This is a genomic window from Nocardia sp. NPDC004260 (genome assembly GCF_053603155.1).
Genome location: NZ_JBSGEZ010000017.1, coordinates 1 through 14,717, shown reverse-complemented (window position 1 = coordinate 14,717; position 14,717 = coordinate 1). Strand labels below are relative to the sequence as shown.

Below are 14,717 nucleotides of genomic sequence, written 5' to 3'. Positions count from 1 at the left end.
GGTCGTCGCGGTAATCGGCGCGGAGGCGAGCATGATGGAGAACCGTGCCCGAGAACTCGAAAGTCCCCGATCTGAAACCGCGCAGCCGTGACGTCACCGACGGGCTGGAGAAGACCGCCGCTCGCGGGATGTTGCGCGCGGTCGGCATGGGCGACGACGACTGGGAGAAGCCGCAGATCGGCGTGGCGTCCTCGTGGAACGAGATCACGCCCTGCAATCTGTCTCTGGAGCGACTCGCCCGGGGCTGCAAGGACGGCGTCTTCTCCGGCGGCGGCTTCCCCATGCAATTCGGCACCATCTCGGTGTCCGACGGCATCTCCATGGGACACGAGGGGATGCACTTCTCCCTGGTCTCACGTGAGGTGATCGCCGACTCCGTCGAGACGGTGATGCAGGCCGAGCGGCTCGACGGTTCGGTGCTGCTGGCCGGCTGTGACAAATCGCTGCCCGGGATGCTGATGGCCGCGGCCCGGCTGAACCTGGCGAGCGTGTTCCTGTACGCGGGGTCGATCCTGCCCGGAATCGCGAAGCTCTCCGACGGCAGCGAGCGCGAAGTGACGATCATCGACGCCTTCGAAGCGGTCGGCGCCTGCGCCCGAGGGTTGATGAGCCGGGACGACGTCGCCGCGATCGAGCGGGCGATCTGTCCCGGCGAAGGCGCATGCGGCGGCATGTACACCGCCAACACCATGGCCAGCGCGGCCGAGGCGCTGGGCATGTCGCTGCCCGGCAGCGCGGCGCCGCCCGCGACCGACCGGCGCCGCGACGGTTACGCCCGGCGCAGCGGCGAGGCCGTGGTCGAGTTGATCCGTCAGGGCATCACCCCGTCGGACATTCTCACCAAACCCGCATTCGAGAACGCGATCGCGGTCGTCATGGCGTTCGGCGGCTCCACCAATGCGGTGCTGCACCTGCTGGCCATCGCGCACGAGGCGAATGTCGACCTGTCGCTGGACGACTTCGCGCGCATCGGTCGCCGTGTGCCGCACCTGGCGGACGTCAAGCCCTTCGGCAACCACGTGATGACCGATGTGGACCGGATCGGCGGCGTGCCGGTCATGATGAAAGCCTTGCTCGATGCCGGTTTGCTGCACGGCGACTGCCTGACCGTGACGGGACGGACGGTGGCGGAGAACCTGGCCGACATCACTCCGCCGGACCCCGACGGCAAGGTGATCCGCGCGATGGCCGCGCCGATCCATCCGACCGGTGGCATCACCATCCTCTCCGGTTCTCTCGCACCGGATGGCGCCGTGGTCAAGTCGGCGGGTTTCGACTCCGACGTGTTCACCGGCACGGCACGGGTTTTCGATCGGGAACGGGCCGCGATGGACGCCCTCGAAGACGGCACGATCGCGGCAGGCGACGTGGTCGTCATCCGGTACGAGGGGCCGAAGGGCGGTCCCGGGATGCGCGAGATGCTGGCCATCACCGCGGCCATCAAAGGCGCGGGCCTGGGCAAGGACGTGCTGCTGCTCACCGACGGGCGGTTCTCCGGCGGCACCACGGGCCTCTGCGTCGGGCACATCGCGCCGGAAGCCGTCGACGGCGGCCCGATCGCCTTCGTGCGCGACGGCGACCCCATTCGGCTCGATGTCGCCGAGGGCACGCTCGACCTGCTCGTCGATGCCGACGAACTCGCCCGCCGCCGCGCCGGCTGGGAACCGTTGCCGCCCCGCTACACCCGCGGCGTCCTGGCCAAGTACACGAAGCTGGTGGGCTCGGCTTCGACCGGGGCCGTCTGCGGCTGAGGACGTTCGGTGCAGCGCACGAGACCCGGGCGGAATACCACGGCCGCGCTGGTTGGGAACCGAAGCCGCCGTTTCGCACCGTGGCGTACTGCTCGACGGCTTCACCACCAGTCGAGCAGATGAGGCAGAGGACGGGGCGAGCCCGCGCGGCGGATTCTTCTGCCGCGCGGGCCGCTTTGCGTGACCGCGCGGATCCCTAACCGGCTGCGGCCCGGGCGATCAGCCCACCGACCACGTCGGGAGCGGACACCGAGACCGCGTGCGAGGCCGAGACCTCGACGATCTCGGCGCTCGCGCGTTCGGCCATGAACCGCTGCGCTTCCACCGGAATGTTCTTGTCCTCGCCGGTGACCAGCGCGAACGACCGGATGCCCCGCCAAGCGGTGGCGGTCGCGGGCTGTTGCAACGCGTCGAGGGCGACCGGTCGCTGGGTCGCGGCCATCAGCTCGGCCGTGGCGGCGGGCACGTCGGCGGCGAACTGCTGGTGAAATTCCGCCTGCCGGATGTAGAGTTCGGTACCGGTGCCCCCGTCGGGAAGCGGATAGGACGCGGCCCGCGTGGTGGGCCCGAGCGTCGATCCGGGGAACTTGTCGGTCAATTGGAGTGCGCTCTCGCCCACATCCGGAATGAACGCGGCGATATAGACGAGCGCTTCGACGTCGCTCCTTCCGGCGGCGGCGACCGTGATGACGCTTCCGCCGTAGGAATGGCCGACCAGAACGCTCGGCCCTTCCACGGAATCGAGTACCGACGCGACATAGGCCGCGTCACTGTCCAGACCGCGCAGTGGATTAGCGGCCGCGATCACGGGATGTCCCTGGGCGCGCAGCCGTTCGATGACCCCGTTCCAGCTGGACGAGTCGGCGAACGCGCCGTGGACCAGCACGATGGTCGGCGTGGAAGGACTGGCGGGCTCGGTGCTCACAAGTGTGGTTCCTTCGAATCGGGTGGTCGGGGACCGGTCAGTCGGTGTACAGCGCGGACCGCAACGTCGCGATGGCCTGAGCCACCGCGGCTTTGGCGGCATGGGTGTCGTGCAGCGAGTTGACCATCACGAAGTCGTGGACGATCCCGCCGTAGCGCACCTGGGTGACCGGCACGCCCGCGGCGCGCAACTTGCCCGCGAAGGCCTCGCCCTCGTCGCGCAGCACGTCGGCTTCGGCGGTGATGACCAGCGCGGGCGGCAGCCCGGCCAGTTGCTCGGTGGTCGCCCGCAGCGGTGAGACGGTGATCTGCGCCCGCTCGTCGGCGCTGGTGGTGTACTGATCCCAGAACCACTTCATGCCCTCGCGGGTGAGGAAGTAGCCCTCGGCGAACTGCTGGTAGGAGCCGGTGTCGAAGTTGGCGTCGGTGACCGGGTAGAACAGCACCTGCTGAACGAAGGAGACGTCGCCGCGCTCCTTGGCCATCAGGGTCAGCGCGATGGCCATGTTGCCACCGACAGAGTCACCCGCGATCGCGATCCGGGACGAGTCGAGGCCCTTCGCCGCGCCCTCCGCGGTAACCCACCGCGCCACCCGGTAGGACTGCTCGTTGGCCACGGGATACCGCACATCGGGCGACCGGTCGTATTCGGGGAAGACCACGGCGGCGTGCGTGCCGACGGCCAGGTCGCGCACCAGGCGGTCGTGGGTGTGCGCGTCGCCGAATACCCATCCCGCGCCGTGGGTGTAGATGATCACCGGCAGCGGTTCGGTGCCGCCCTGCGGCTTGACGATCCGAACCCGCACCGAGCCCGTCGGCCCGCCCTCGACCGTGATCCACTCCTCGTCGACCTCGGGCTTGAAGATCGGCGCGTCCTGCACGGAGTCCACCGCCTTGCGCCCCTCCTCGGGCGGGAGCTGGTAGAGGAACGGCGGCTGCGAGGTCGCGTCGACGAACTCCTGCGCCGCCGGTTCGAGCGAGATGCCCAGCGGGTTACCTGACATGATCGTGCCTCTCGTAGAAGTGGTGGAAACTGCGGTAATTCAGGCGGATTGATCGATCGCGTCGGTGATGACGGCCACGACTTCGTCGGGGTGGGTCTGCATCACCAGGTGTGGTCCGTCGATCTCGACCACCGCGCGCATTCCGGCTCGCTGGTAGCCGAATCGTTCGACGTCGGGATTGATGGTGCGGTCGGCGCTGGACACGATGCCCCAGGCCGGTTTCGTCTTCCACGCTGCCGCCGAGGCGGGCTCGGTGAACGCGAACGCCGACAGCGGGCGCTGCGAGACCGCGAGGACCGCGGCCTTCGCCGGGTCCAGGCCCGCGGCGAAGACGTCGGGGAATGCGTGGATGGCGACCGAGACGTCCGTGCCGGGCTCGTCACCGTCGATCGGGTACGGCGCGTAGACGAGGTTGGTCGCCAGATCGGAATCCGGGAATCCGCCCTGTAATTGTCCGAGGCTCTCGCCTTCTTCCAGAGCGTAACCGGACACGTAGACCAAGCCCACCACGTTGTCGGCGACGCCCGCGACGGTGATGACGGCACCGCCATAGGAGTGGCCGGCCAGCAGGACGGGGCCGTCGATCCGTTCCACGAACGACTTGATGTAAGCCGCGTCCGCCGACAGGCTGCGGTTGAACACCGGGGGAACCACGACGCGATGGCCTTGGTCCAGCAGCCGTGCGGCGACGGGGGACCAGCTCGAGGCGTCGGCGAAGGCGCCGTGCACCAGAACGATGGTCGGACTTGCCGGGGCGGACATCGTTTTCCTTTCTCCAGCGCTCGGTGAGCGGCGCTGTGGCCGACTCAGTCTCGGCCGTAGGCCCCGCCGCGCGCCCCTCCCCACCGGCCACAAAAGCCTCCGTTCAGGACACGGCCTGCTCCAGCGCCGGATCGATGCGGGCGGTCGACCGGAAACGCTGCTGGTACTTGCGCGGGGAGATGCCCACGCGTGCCACGAAGGCCCGGCGCAACGCCTCGCTGGTGCCGTACCCCGCGGCCATGGCGGTCTCCGTCACGCTGTATCCGGCGTGCAGCATGTCCCTGGCCGTGCCGAAGCGGATGAACGCGACGTATTCCGCGGGCGAGCGTTCCAGTTCCGCGCGGAACAGCCGGGTCAGATGCCGGACGCTGACCCGCGCGTGGGCGGCCAGCGTCTGCACCGTATGCGGATACGCCGGGTCCGCGCAGATCAGATCCACCACTCCGCGCACCAGCGGGCTGCGCGGCGCCGGTCCGGTCAGCGACGCGGAGAACTGTGACTGACCGCCCGCGCGCTGCATGTAGACCACCAGCGCCTGCGCGACGCGCCGCGCGACGCCCGCGCCGTGGTCTTCTTCGACCAGCGCCAGCGCGAGATCGACGCCCGCGGCGACCCCGGCCGAGCTGTACAGGTTGCCGTCCCGTACGAAGATCGCGTCCGGGTCCACCTCGATCGATGGATAGCGTCGCGCGAGTTCGGTCGCGAACTTCCAGTGCGTGGTCGCGCGGCGCCCGTCGAACAGGCCCAGATCGGCCAGGACGAACGCACCGCTGCAAATGGACGCCAGCCTGCGGGTGTTGCAGGAAAGATGCCGTGCGGCCGCCAAGACCTCCGGCGTCATGAACTTCCCTGGTGGCAGCTCGCTGCCCGGAATCACCACGGTGTCGAAACGACCCGCGTCGGCTGCCGCGCAGCTCACCTCCACCCGCGCCCCGATCGAGGTCTGCGCGTCCTTGCCGTCGGCCGAGACCAGCACCACCTCGTACCCCGCCACCGACTGATTGGCCTCGACGAACACCTCCGCGGGGCCGACGAAGTCGAGCATCTTCACGCCGTCGAAGACCAGGATGCCCACCCGTTTGCTGGGCGAGGCGGGGAAGTTGTTGGACATGTCACCATTATTGTGGAGGCATGGCTCCAGAACAAGCGATGTGCCGCAGTTCGCACGCCGATTGGTACGGTGAGCACATGGGACGGCCGCGACGATTCGACGAGTCGAACCTGCTCGACGCCGCAACCGAGTTGTTCTGGTCGAAGGGTTTCGACAGCACTTCGGTGGAAGACGTCTCGCTCGCGACCGGCGTCGGGAACGGGAGCATTTACGCCGCCTACGGCAGCAAGCGCGGACTGTTCCTGGCCGCGTTCGAACGCTATTGCGAGGGCCGTGCGCGTCTGGTGCGCGATGCCATCGGTTCGGCGCGCGGTTCGGCGCGCTCCGCGGTGCGCGCGCTGTATCAAACGATCATCGAAGACTGTGCGGCGCAACCCGATCGGCGCGGTTGCCTGATGATCAACAGCATCGCGCAGCTCGGCACCCGGATCCCCGAAGTCGCCACCATCGGCAGCCGCACCACCACCGAGATGGAGCGGGGCGTCGCCGACCGGCTGCGGCCCGCGATGCACGACGCGGGAGACGACGACGAAGCCACGCTCTCGGCGGTCAGCGCCGCTGTCGTGGTGGTCGCCCAAGGCCTGATCCAGCTCAGCCGTCAGGGATTTCCCGCACAGCGGCTGCACGAGATCGCCGATGTGTCGAGCGCGGCCTTGCCGCGGGAATGGGCCGATCAGCTCGTGCACTGACCCCGGGACGTCGATCGCCGTGCGTTCAGGGCAGTGTGCCCGCCGTGTGCCCGTTGGTGACGCGCAGCAGGTCGAGCTTCCCCGCATCCTCGCTGCCGCCCGCCGCCGTGTAGGTGACCATGCGCAGGTCGGCGCCCGGAACGACGAGGACGTCGCAGTCGAGGGTGATGTCGCCGAGTTGGGGAACCGCGGCGTCCGCGGGCGCGAGACGATCCCGCCAGGCGTGCAGGAGCGCGCCGAAACCGGAGCGAGCGGAAGCCATGCGCTCATTCTCGCCGCCGCGCGCCGCATCAGCCTGGGTACTGTCAGTCCTGGTGACGGGCGCGGCACTGGCTGCCGAGGGCCGCGGCGGTGACCATCGAGGCGACCGACGGGCTGTCATCCAGTGAAGGAGCCGCCATGCCCTCGACCATCGTGATGACCGGGGCGAGTCGCGGGATCGGCCGCGTCGCCGCGGAGCGCATCGTGCACGCGGCGCCGCAGGCGCATCTCGTCGTCGCCGCACGCGGGTCCACCGGTGCGCGACTGGCGGCCGAACTCGGCGCGGGCGGGCACCGGGTCTCGCACGTCCCGGTGGACCTCGATTCGCTGGACAGCGTGCGATCGGCCGCGGACGAGATCCGCAGCGGGCTCGACCTGGGCGAGCTGCCGCCGCTGCACGGTTTCGTGGGCAATGCGGGAATCCAGTACACGAACGCGCTCACCGAAGGGCCGGACGGATTCGAGTCCACCTTCACCGTCAACGTGCTCGCCAACCACCTGTTCATCCGCCTGCTCGAGGATCGCTTCCGCACCCCGTCCCGCATCGTGATCACCGTGAGTGACACTCACTTCGGCGACTTCCGGCACAACTTGGGCATGGTGCCCGGCCCGGTCTGGCGGTCCGCGGACGTCCTCGCCCGCCCCGGCGCGTTCTCCGAGCCGGGCACCACCGCCGCCGGGCGCACCGCGTACTCGACGAGCAAACTCGCCGCCATCCACCTCTTGCACGAGTACGCCCGCCGCCTGCCGGACGGCATCGATGCCATCGGCTTCAACCCGGGCTTCGTCCCCGGCACCGACCTCGCTCGCAACGCGGGTCCGGTCTCCCGGTTCGCGATGCGCCGCGTCCTGCCGGTACTGACCCGCACGCCGTTCGCGACCAGCCGCGCTGCCGCCGGGCGCCATCTCGCGGACGTTGTCCTCGGCGCCACCGCCGCGCCGACCGGCTCCTACGTCGACCGCGACCGGGTCGCCCGCTCGTCGGAGGAGTCGTACGATCCGCCGCGCGAGGCCGAACTCTGGGATGCCGTCGAGCGGCTCATCGCGCCTTACGCGGCCTGAGCCTGCTCCGCGCCACCCGGCCGGAAACGATAGTTTCCAGCGCTCACAGGTAAGGGAAGCAATCGATATCGCGGTGCGTCAGGCAGGGCTGCTCGACCGGCCGCAGCCAGCGGGCGGGGACTCGCAGCGGTTCGACCTCGGGCAGGCGCACGGGCCGGTCCTCGCCGTCGAACAAGGTCCCGCGCACCCGGAATACACCCATGGGCAGTCCGAGCGCGTCGGCTTGCTCGCTGGTCAGCATCACCGCGATGCGGGAGTTCGCGGTGATCCGCAGCCCTTCGACGGTGGTCGGCTCGCTGGTGTGGTCGATGTCGGTGACGGTGAGCCGGAACCGGCCGCCGCGCAGCCACGACCACGCCCACGTGAGCGAACCCGGCTGGTCGCAGTCGGGGTAGCGACTGCGTGGCAAGCGCTGCGGGACCAACACCATATAGGTGCACCCGACCTCGATATCGCGGGTCCGCATACCTTCAGGGTGGCCGCAGCACCGGCTCATCGCAAGGAAACCGGCAAATCAGCGCTACACCGGGGCGGACCCGAAGGCGTAGGCGCAACCGGGCGCCGAAACCGCGCCGGAGTCGGGTATGAAAGCCGCCGCGCAGGGTAGGCGACAGGCGTGCGACTGGGTGTGCTGGACATCGGTTCGAATTCCGCGCAGTTTCTGGTGGTGGACGCCTCTCGCGGGGCGCCTCCGTTGCCACTGCGCGCGTTGAAGGAGCCGGTGCTGCTCGGCGACGACATCGACGCGGCCGGGGTGATCACCGCGGACGGGGCGCAGCGGGTCGCCGACGCCGTCGAACGGGTGCTGTCCGAGGCCACGCGCTACGACATCGACAGCTTCTACGCGTTCGTCACCGCGGCGATCCGCGACGCGCCGAACCAGCAGGCGGTGCTCGACAAGATCGAGGCCGCCAGCGGCATCCGGCCCCAGTTCCTCAGCGGCGTGCAGGAGGCGCGACTGACGTATCTGGCCGTTCGCCACTGGTTCGGCTGGTGTGCGGGCACGCTGCTCATGCTCGATATCGGCGGCGGCTCCATGGAGATCGCACTCGGCCGCGACGCCGAGCCGAGCCTGTCGCTGTCGCTGCCGCTCGGCGCGGGCAGGCTCACACGGGCGTTCTTCGCCCAGGACCCACCGCGGCGGTCGGAGCTCGAGCTGATGCGCAGGCACATCCGCGACTGCCTGGGACAGGTGCGCGACCGCTTGCTGTGGGAAGGGCCCCCACGACACGTGATCGGCAGCTCGAAGACGTTCAAACAGCTCGCCCGCCTCTCGGGAGCCGCATCGCAACGCCACGGACCCTTCATCGCGCGCACCTTGCGGCGGGGCCAAGTGCATGGCAGCGTCCGCAAGCTGGCCGTCATGCCTGCCGAGAAGCGGGCGGCCCTGCGCGGGGTCTCCCCGGCACGCGCGAGTCAGATCCTGGCCGGAGCGATGGTGGCGGACGCGACCATGGCGGCACTGGACATCGACAGCCTGGAAGTGAGCCCGTGGGCCTTGCGAGAAGGGGTCGTCCTGGAACACATCTCCACGCGCGTCGACAGCGACCGGACGCTGCCGTTGCACGCGCTCGAGCTGCCCGGCACGGCCCGGAGTCCCCGGTCAGCGTGCTCCCGCGGCGGGTGTGATCAGGGCATCAGCGGTTGCCGAACGCTTTGCCGCCGAATCGTCCGAATGTGGCATTCATCAGTGGCGAGCGGGTGACCGTGACTTTGAGGCGGTTCAAAATGGGGGCGATGGGGCGGGGGTCGACGTCGCGAAGCGCCTCGGTGAGCAGGCGGACGGGTTCGGCGCAGGAGTCGTAGCGGTCACCGGGGGCTTTCGCGAGTGCCCGGTGCAGGATCGCGTCGACCTCGGGCGGGATCCAGCGGTGCTGTGCGGAGAGCGCCGGTGGCGGCTCGTGCAGCTGCGCTTCGGCGGTGGCCATGAGGTTCACGCGAGAGAACGGCGTGTGGCCGGTGAGCAGCTCGACGGCGGAACAGGCCAACGCGTACTGGTCGGTGGCCGGTGACACCGTCTCCGCCCGCAGCAGTTCCGGCGCGGCATACGGCACCGATACGACGACGAACCCGTTGGTGGCCAAAGGCGGTTCCGGCCGATCCAGCCACCGCGCCGAATCGAAATCCGAGATCTTCACCGTCGACTCGTCCGTCCCGACCAGCACGTTCGCCGGTTTCACGTCGAGATGGACCACTCCGTTGGCGTGCGCGAAATCCAATCCCGCCGCGACGTGCGTCAGTACGTGGAGCACCCGCCGCAGGTCCGGGTACCGATGCGGTGAACGCACCAATGTCGAACCCGTCGCGCCCGCCACGTACTCGTGTGCCGACCACAGCCTGCCGTCGGTTTCCCCGTGCGTGTACATCCGCACGATGTCGGGGTGTCGCAACGCCGACAAGATGTCGAACTCGTGCACGAATCGGGCGCGCGCCTCGGGTGACCGACTGTCCTCGGGCCCCAGGATCTTCAAGGACACCGGGCGTGACCACTCCGGATCCTCGGCCAGGTACACGTGGCTGCTGCCACCGTGTCCCAGCGGGGCCCGCACGACGAAGCCCGCGAACTGGTCACCTGGTTCTAGCAGCACCGCCTCACCATAGTGCGATGCCTCCAGCCGCACGCCGGTGTTTGCCTTCGGTGTGCTCAACGGCACTGCGCCCGCGCGGTAAGCGCGATGATGCCCGCCGACGCGCAGCCTGCGGGACGCGAGACTTCTCCCGTCGGCCCGAAGGTCGTGGCACGACACATCAGGCCGACGGGCAGTACAGCGGTGGATCAGACGAGGGTGATCTTGAGGGTGTAACCAGCCGCCGAGCCGTCGGCGGAGGAGACGAGGACCTGGTAGTCGTTGCCGTCGGCGACGAGATCGGCGTGCGGTACCTCGTTGGCGACCTGCGGCCCGATCAGCGGGGCCACCGAGATGCGGGCATTGCCCGCGACGTCCAAGCTCAGGCGCTGCCCCGGCGCGGTGGCGATGGAGTAGCTGTCGGCCTTGCCCTGCGCGACGTTGCCGCTGATCTCGGCGCTGTTCTGGCCGGGAGCGATCTGCAGGCGTTGCACGACGCCGGGAACCGAAGGAATACCGGGCGCGGCCTGGGCGGTCGCGGCCCCTCCGGCCGCGGTGAAGCTGACGACGGCGAGCACCGCGGGCACGGTACCCACCAACGAACGAATCAGTCGAGAAGCGGTCATGGGCACCATCTTTCCTCAGCGCGCGTGCGAGATCTCATGAGGCTGCGGTAAACCGATGGCTACGCCCGGGGATCGCGCGTGATCACCGCACAGACGAAGGCGCCACAGTGACCGATCACGGATGGAAACACCGGCAATGGACGGGAAGATGTCGGTGCCTCATGCCACACTGGCGGTGTAGTCACCTGGCCAGAGGAGAACGAATTGGCCGACATTGATGACCGCCCCGTGGTGCGACTGGTCGCGCATTGCCGTCGTTGTCACGGTTGGCTGCTGTCGCCACAATCGGTCGCACAAGGAATCGGCCCGACCTGTGCGATCCGTGAACGCGCGGAGCTGCGCGCCCAATCTACCCGAGAGCTCACTCTTTTCGATGTCGCGGCGTAGCCGGGGGTTCGGTACGTTGTCCGCATCGACTCCATAGCCGTGTGGCATGGGGAGCGAGACGGCCCGGCGGACCGATGCGTTCAGGTCGTCGCGATCAGAATCTGTTCCGATTCGGCCGGTCGCAGCCCGTCGGTCCGGTCGGCGAAGTAGCGGCCGGTCAGCTCCGCGGCGGAGACGTGCCGGGTGGCGGCGAATCCCGCGTCTTCGGCCAGCCGCACCATGTCCTCGGGACGGAAGAAACTGATGAACGGCGTGCCGGATCGGCGGGCGCCCTCCTCGGCGAATCCGCGCATTACCTGTTCATCGGCGTCGACGAGTTCGAGCGGCAGCAGGAAGGTCGTGACCAGAGCGGAGCCCGGCGCGAGCGCCGAAAGCTGCTGCAGAGTAGCGAGATTTGCCTCGCGGGTCAGGTACATCGAGACGCCGGTTGAGGCGACGAGCGCCGGACGAGCGGGGTCGAAACCGGCTTCGAGGAGGCGTTGCCACCACGCGTCCACTTCGAAATCGACCGGAACCAGCCGTAACCACGGCGGGATGTCGAAGCCGAGTTCGGTGAGGCGCTGCCGTTTCCATGCCTGGGGTCCGGGTTGGTCGACCTCGAAGACGGTGAACCGTGCGGCCAGTTCGAGTCTGCGCTGGGCGAAGGTGTCCAGCCCCGCGCCGAGTACCACGTACTGATCCACGCCGCGCTCGGCTTGCTCGGCCAGCAGATCCTCTACGAAACGCGCCCGGGACACGATGCCCGCGCGCATCGGCGCGGTGGACTGCGGATCCATGTCCGGGCGGTCCCGCCAGCCGTCCTCGGGCGCGGCCAGGCGTAGGCCGACGCGGTCGTCGAACACGTGCGGTGCCTGGTCGTGCAGCACGTGCACGGCTCGCCACAGCGCTACCCGGACCGCGGTGCTGTCCGGCGCGATCGTCTCGGGTGTCATCGGCTCACTCCTCTCCCGGCGCTTGCAGGCTCCAAACCCGCCCGTCCGGGTCGTAGACGGTCATTTCCCTCGTCCCGTAATGGGTCGGCTCGAAGTCGGTGCGGATCTCGACGCCGTCGCCCGGACGTACCTCTGGGCTCGCCACCTTCAGCACCAACCGGGTGCTCGTCTGCTGTGTCGGCGGCACCTCGGCCACGAAGACGTAGGCTCCCTCGCCGTTGCGGAACCGGCCGGAATTGTGATCGGTCTCGAAGTCGACCGTGAAGCCCAGCCCTTGCAGGAATTTCGCCATCCGGCCCCAGTTGTGGGTCTCCAGGAACACGGCCTCGATGCCATCGGTGGTCATTGCCGATCCTCTCCTTCGTCGTCGAGGTAGGCGCGCAGCGCGGCGGTGACCAGCGCCGACAACGACATCTCCGACTCGATCGCCCGGTACTTGACCTGCTTGATCAGCTCGATCGGCAGGTAGACGTTGAACTGCTTCACTTCCTCGGCCACGAGATGATGCTAGCAAACTAGCATGCTAAGGGACAGGGTTCCGGCATCGCCCGTCGAGCGGGTCATCGAACCCGAGTTCGAGCACGACGCCGGTGGCTGTGGTTAAGATGAGCGACGCTCATTTTCCGTGGACGGGCGGGAGGAAGTCATGCCGCCGAAGGCTGTCGGTCAACGTCGTCGCCCCTCGCAGGCGCGGGCCAAAGCGACCAGGGAGCACATCCTGGACACGGCGGCGCGGCTGTTCGGCGAGCGCGGTATCGCCAATACCTCCACGAACAAGATCGCGGCGGAAGCGGGCGTGAGCATCGGCACGGTCTACCGGTACTTCGCCGATCGCGGTGTCCTGGTCGAAGAACTGCTCGAGCGGTTGCTCGAAACGGTGGAGCGGCGTTTCACCCAGCGCGTCTTCGACTTGTCGGGAAAAACGATGCATCAGGTCGCCGCCGACATCCTGGGCGTGATCACCGAAGAGCTGGTGGCCAATGCGAAGTTGGTGCGCGCGCTCGTCGCCGGTGTGCAGTTCTACAGCAGTGGCATTCCCGAGTTCGAACCGCGGCTGCGCCTGCTGGTGAAAGTGATGCTGATCCAAGTGCTCGGTCCGGGCGACGATCACGAGTACGACGTGATGACCTTCGTCGTGATCAATACCGGTTTCGCGGCGGTTTTGCGCGCGTCCGCCCTGGAGGTCGACGACCCCGCGCGCGCGGAGGCGATCGACATGACAGCGCGGATGATCGGCGCTTGGGCCGAAGCCGAGGCGGCGGCGCGCGCGGCCGTTTGAGCAGCTGTGGCGCTCTGCGCAAAAAAGTGAGCACCTGACCATGTATGTGGTGTGCATGTGCTTCCCAAATCGGGCTTTCCCTCATGATCTTTGCTGGTCAAAGCCTATTTTTTCGTTACTTCCCCAGCCGCACGAAGCGGAGTAGCAGCTGAGTCGGCCTGCGGTTTACCGTTTTTCCACGGACCGAACGGCAGAAAGCGCCGCGGACACCGCGAGGTAGTCACGGTCGCCGATCGAGCGCGAACCCGGCGCTCCATCGGTTCCACGGCGACAAGGAGGTCACCAGTGACGATCGAGAGCATCGCCCACGTCGAATCGAACAAGGCGCGGCGCGTCACGCCGCATGCACCGAAAACCCATCGGGCAGCCGCGAAGGTCGTCGCGCACCTCATCGATTCCGCCGCGTTGCCCGGCGGCACGGCCGAGGCGGAAGCCGCTGCCGTGGTTCGGATGTGCTTGGAGTGGGCCGTCCAGCGATTGAACGGGCAGGCATCTGCCGGACGAACCGACATTCTGCAGACAGCGGCGGCGGGATGGGCCAGGAAGGGGATCCCGATCGACGGCATCCTCCATGCGATCCACGCCGGGTTCAAATTCGGATTGGGCATGCTGTTCGCCGACAAAGACGGCCGCGCCGACCTCATCGCGGGCACCGCCGTCACGCTCGAGCTCTTGAACCTCATCACCGCGACGGTCAGCAAAGCGTATGTGCGAGAGTGCAAAGCCGTGGCGGCCGAGGACCACACCGCGACGCACACCTTGACTTCGGCGCTGCTCGGCGGGCACGCGTCCTCGATGATGGCTCGCGAATGTGGAATACCCGTCGCCGACGAGTATTTCGTGCTCGCGGTCGCCGTGCCCGCGCATCCCGACGAAAGCCTTCCCCAGCTCGACAGCCGAGTCGTCGCCCGGCGTAAGCTGCGCCGCCTGCAGTCCGGCCTCGCCGACCTGTTCGACGGCCGGGCGCTGTCGCTGCTGTCGGTCGACGGAGGAACGATCCTCATTCCCGCCACCCAGCTCAGCGCCCTCGATCTCGACAGCGTGGTCGACAAGCTGTCCGTTGCGGCGCGCGTGCCGGTCACCGCCACCGTCGTGACCGCGGGTCCCCGGCAGGTCTCCGTCGCCGCTGCCCAAGCCCATGAGTTGCTCGACACCGTAGAGCAACTCGGACGCGAACCCGGGTTGTACAGATTCACCGAACTGGCGCTGCAATATCAGCTCACCCGGCCCCAATGCCGCTCACATAGGCTGGTCGGGCTGGTGTCAACTGGTGTTGATGGTGACGTCGATCTCAATCTTGTAGGTGTTTCGGTCGATGTCGCCCTTGGCGCGGTGTTTGGAGATGGCTCGTTTGACGATGCG

Annotated in this window: 18 protein-coding genes; 7 read left to right on the top strand and 11 right to left on the bottom strand. The window is 68.3% G+C overall.

The window, feature by feature from the left end; translation table 11 throughout:
- Window positions 1-44 precede the first annotated feature (44 nt).
- On the top strand, window positions 45-1,751 hold the full coding sequence (ilvD, locus tag ACWEO7_RS12620) for a dihydroxy-acid dehydratase (RefSeq protein WP_452423108.1): 1,707 nt from the start codon (window positions 45-47) through the stop codon (window positions 1,749-1,751).
- A gap of 196 nt (window positions 1,752-1,947) precedes the next feature.
- On the opposite strand, the gene ACWEO7_RS12615 is transcribed toward ilvD, so the two are convergent.
- The 4 genes from ACWEO7_RS12615 to ACWEO7_RS12600 form a co-directional block, all read right to left on the bottom strand.
- Window positions 1,948-2,676, bottom strand: coding sequence for an alpha/beta fold hydrolase (locus ACWEO7_RS12615; RefSeq protein WP_452423106.1), 729 nt, complete (start codon window positions 2,674-2,676; stop codon window positions 1,948-1,950).
- A gap of 37 nt (window positions 2,677-2,713) precedes the next feature.
- Window positions 2,714-3,679, bottom strand: a complete 966-nt coding sequence (locus ACWEO7_RS12610; protein WP_452423104.1) for an alpha/beta hydrolase — start codon at window positions 3,677-3,679, stop codon at window positions 2,714-2,716.
- Between the two features lie 39 nt (window positions 3,680-3,718).
- Window positions 3,719-4,441, bottom strand: a complete 723-nt coding sequence (locus tag ACWEO7_RS12605; protein ID WP_452423101.1) for an alpha/beta fold hydrolase — start codon at window positions 4,439-4,441, stop codon at window positions 3,719-3,721.
- A gap of 103 nt (window positions 4,442-4,544) precedes the next feature.
- On the bottom strand, window positions 4,545-5,552 hold the full coding sequence (locus tag ACWEO7_RS12600; RefSeq protein WP_452423099.1) for a GlxA family transcriptional regulator: 1,008 nt from the start codon (window positions 5,550-5,552) through the stop codon (window positions 4,545-4,547).
- 20 nt (window positions 5,553-5,572) lie between these two features.
- Here ACWEO7_RS12600 and ACWEO7_RS12595 point away from each other — a divergent pair, with 20 nt between their 5' ends.
- A complete protein-coding gene (locus ACWEO7_RS12595) occupies window positions 5,573-6,241 on the top strand; it encodes a TetR/AcrR family transcriptional regulator (RefSeq protein WP_452423097.1) in 669 nt (222 codons plus the stop codon).
- A 25-nt stretch (window positions 6,242-6,266) separates the two neighbouring features.
- Here the strand turns inward: ACWEO7_RS12595 and ACWEO7_RS12590 are convergent, their stop codons facing one another.
- Window positions 6,267-6,503, bottom strand: coding sequence for a hypothetical protein (locus ACWEO7_RS12590; RefSeq protein ID WP_452423095.1), 237 nt, complete (start codon window positions 6,501-6,503; stop codon window positions 6,267-6,269).
- A 137-nt stretch (window positions 6,504-6,640) separates the two neighbouring features.
- On the opposite strand from ACWEO7_RS12590, the gene ACWEO7_RS12585 reads away from it, so the two are divergent.
- On the top strand, window positions 6,641-7,564 hold the full coding sequence (locus ACWEO7_RS12585; RefSeq protein WP_452423093.1) for an SDR family NAD(P)-dependent oxidoreductase: 924 nt from the start codon (window positions 6,641-6,643) through the stop codon (window positions 7,562-7,564).
- Window positions 7,565-7,607: 43 nt separating this feature from the next.
- Here the strand turns inward: ACWEO7_RS12585 and ACWEO7_RS12580 are convergent, their stop codons facing one another.
- Window positions 7,608-8,030, bottom strand: coding sequence for a hypothetical protein (locus ACWEO7_RS12580; RefSeq protein ID WP_355075793.1), 423 nt, complete (start codon window positions 8,028-8,030; stop codon window positions 7,608-7,610).
- 150 nt (window positions 8,031-8,180) lie between these two features.
- On the opposite strand from ACWEO7_RS12580, the gene ACWEO7_RS12575 reads away from it, so the two are divergent.
- Window positions 8,181-9,269 (top strand): Ppx/GppA phosphatase family protein, encoded by a 1,089-nt coding sequence (locus ACWEO7_RS12575; RefSeq protein WP_452423091.1) that lies wholly within the window; start codon window positions 8,181-8,183, stop codon window positions 9,267-9,269.
- Here the strand turns inward: ACWEO7_RS12575 and ACWEO7_RS12570 are convergent.
- Window positions 9,202-10,152: a serine/threonine-protein kinase gene (locus ACWEO7_RS12570; RefSeq protein WP_452423089.1), complete on the bottom strand. Its 951-nt coding sequence runs from the start codon at window positions 10,150-10,152 to the stop codon at window positions 9,202-9,204. The two genes, ACWEO7_RS12575 and ACWEO7_RS12570, sit on opposite strands and share 68 nt — an antisense overlap.
- A 188-nt stretch (window positions 10,153-10,340) precedes the next feature.
- The gene (locus ACWEO7_RS12565) at window positions 10,341-10,757 is read right to left on the bottom strand and encodes a hypothetical protein (protein ID WP_452423087.1); all 417 of its coding nucleotides are present in this window, start codon (window positions 10,755-10,757) and stop codon (window positions 10,341-10,343) included.
- Window positions 10,758-10,985: 228 nt separating this feature from the next.
- On the opposite strand from ACWEO7_RS12565, the gene ACWEO7_RS12560 reads away from it, so the two are divergent.
- The gene (locus ACWEO7_RS12560) at window positions 10,986-11,144 is read left to right on the top strand and encodes a DUF6011 domain-containing protein (RefSeq protein WP_364430161.1); all 159 of its coding nucleotides are present in this window, start codon (window positions 10,986-10,988) and stop codon (window positions 11,142-11,144) included.
- A gap of 80 nt (window positions 11,145-11,224) precedes the next feature.
- On the opposite strand, the gene ACWEO7_RS12555 is transcribed toward ACWEO7_RS12560, so the two are convergent.
- The 3 genes from ACWEO7_RS12555 to ACWEO7_RS12545 are packed head-to-tail and all read right to left on the bottom strand — an operon-like array spanning window position 11,225 to window position 12,574.
- Complete coding sequence (locus ACWEO7_RS12555; protein ID WP_452423086.1) at window positions 11,225-12,076, bottom strand: class I SAM-dependent methyltransferase; 852 nt, start codon at window positions 12,074-12,076, stop codon at window positions 11,225-11,227.
- A gap of 4 nt (window positions 12,077-12,080) precedes the next feature.
- A complete protein-coding gene (locus ACWEO7_RS12550) occupies window positions 12,081-12,422 on the bottom strand; it encodes a VOC family protein (protein WP_452423083.1) in 342 nt (113 codons plus the stop codon).
- Window positions 12,419-12,574, bottom strand: coding sequence for a CopG family transcriptional regulator (locus tag ACWEO7_RS12545; RefSeq protein ID WP_355075803.1), 156 nt, complete (start codon window positions 12,572-12,574; stop codon window positions 12,419-12,421). The genes ACWEO7_RS12550 and ACWEO7_RS12545 overlap by 4 nt, the downstream gene beginning before the upstream one ends.
- 148 nt (window positions 12,575-12,722) lie before the next feature.
- Here ACWEO7_RS12545 and ACWEO7_RS12540 point away from each other — a divergent pair, with 148 nt between their 5' ends.
- Both ACWEO7_RS12540 and ACWEO7_RS12535 read left to right on the top strand, forming a co-directional pair.
- Window positions 12,723-13,355, top strand: coding sequence for a TetR/AcrR family transcriptional regulator (locus ACWEO7_RS12540; protein ID WP_379254201.1), 633 nt, complete (start codon window positions 12,723-12,725; stop codon window positions 13,353-13,355).
- A 285-nt stretch (window positions 13,356-13,640) separates the two neighbouring features.
- Window positions 13,641-14,717 (top strand): hypothetical protein (locus ACWEO7_RS12535; protein ID WP_452423081.1); only part of this gene is annotated, 1,077 nt, incomplete at its 3' end.